A 1,433-nucleotide genomic window follows, 5' to 3' on the forward strand; every position below is an offset into this window, starting at 1 on the left:
CTGCGTAACTGAACTGAACCCCAAATGTTGGACGGTTTAGTTTATAACAAGGACTGAGTTCTGTATTGCACAGGACTCAGTCCTTTTAATTTAAGTTGAATACGCTCATGATTATAATAATGCATATACTCATGAATCTGTTTCTCTAACTGCTCAATAGTTTTCGGTTTCTCAATATAAATCGTCTCGCACTTCAGCGTACCGAAGAACCCCTCTATCAGTGCATTATCCAAACAGTTGCCTTTTCTGCTCATACTTTGCTTAATTCCATGCTGTTTAAGCGTCGTGCTAAACGGTTTCATTTGATAATGCCACCCTTGATCTGAATGCAGCATTAATCTTTTACCACGGCACGCCTTTGTCTTATCTAAAGCACTAGCTAGCATCTTACCAACTAAGTCATAAGTGGGTCTCTTTGAGAGCGTATAGCTGATGATCTCATTGTTATAACAATCGAGTATGGGTGATAAATACAGCTTATGATCACCCACCTTAAACTCAGTAATATCGGTGAGCCAGCGTGTGTTCGGTTTATCTGCAGTAAACTGGCGCTTTAAATAGTTCTTTGCAATCTTACCTTGTTGTCCTTTATAAGAGCGGTACTTCTGACGTCTTATCTTGGCGCTAAGCTTCATGTTACGCATCAGCTTAGCGATGAGCTTGTGGTTGTAATGACTACCTAACTGCTTTAGAGCCTCAGTGATTCTGCGATAGCCATACCTGCCTTTGTGCTGATGATACAGCTTAGCAATACGCTGTTTTAATTCAGTGTATTTGTCATCACGCTCAAGTCTTGCTCTATGATAGTAAAAGACACTTTTGGGCATACCAGCGGCTTTAAGTAAGTCAGATAAACAGCAGCGCTCTCTTAGTCCTTCGATGAGCCTTGCTTTTTCAAAGCTTGTTTCTTCTTCTGTTTGAGCAAGGCATCTAGCTTTTTTAGGTAGGCGTTCTCCGCACGTAGATACTCATTCTCACGCTTAAGCTCTGCTAAGCTCTTTTCATCATCTGGCTTGTCTGTGATAAATGGTTTGCTCATGGCGGTTCTACCTTTATGTTTAGATACGAGTCCAGACATACCCTGTAGTCGATAAGCTTTGTGCCAATGACTAATGAGCGCCGGTGAGCTGATGTTAAACTTCAGTGCCACCTCAGATTGACTTAAATCTTCTTTAAGCATGGTGGTTAGTACGTTAAGTTTAAACTCACTGCTGTATTTGGCCTTACTTGTCTTTGGCTTAATGGCATTTATGCCACCGCTTTGGTATTGCTTAACCCATTTGAGTACAAACTCTGGATTGACGTTAAACTTCTTAGCGGTGGCGTGACTACTATGGCCTTGCCGATAGTATGCGATGACTTGCATCTAAAGTCTAGATCGTAACGCATAAAAATACCCCATAAGTTGTGTCCAACTTATGGGGTTCAGTTCA

2 protein-coding genes are annotated in these 1,433 nt (G+C 41.4%); both read right to left on the bottom strand.

The annotated features are described in order from the left end of the window. Positions 1–41: 41 nt before the first annotated feature. Complete coding sequence (locus JMV76_RS14595; protein WP_201502079.1) at positions 42–881, bottom strand: IS3 family transposase; 840 nt, start codon at positions 879–881, stop codon at positions 42–44. Next, the gene (locus JMV76_RS14600; RefSeq protein ID WP_227690467.1) at positions 869–1,366 is read right to left on the bottom strand and encodes a helix-turn-helix domain-containing protein; all 498 of its coding nucleotides are present in this window, start codon (positions 1,364–1,366) and stop codon (positions 869–871) included. Before JMV76_RS14600 ends, JMV76_RS14595 begins: the two co-directional genes overlap by 13 nt. Between the last annotated feature and the right edge of the window lie 67 nt (positions 1,367–1,433).

It is taken from the genome of Psychrobacter cibarius (assembly GCF_904845955.1).
GTDB classification, from domain to species: Bacteria; Pseudomonadota; Gammaproteobacteria; order Pseudomonadales; family Moraxellaceae; genus Psychrobacter; species Psychrobacter cibarius_B.

Bases quoted from the DNA above. Each gene is read 5' to 3' on its own strand.
- JMV76_RS14600 (WP_227690467.1), bottom strand. From the start codon at position 1,366: ATGCAAGTCATCGCATACTATCGGCAAGGCCATAGTAGTCACGCCACC.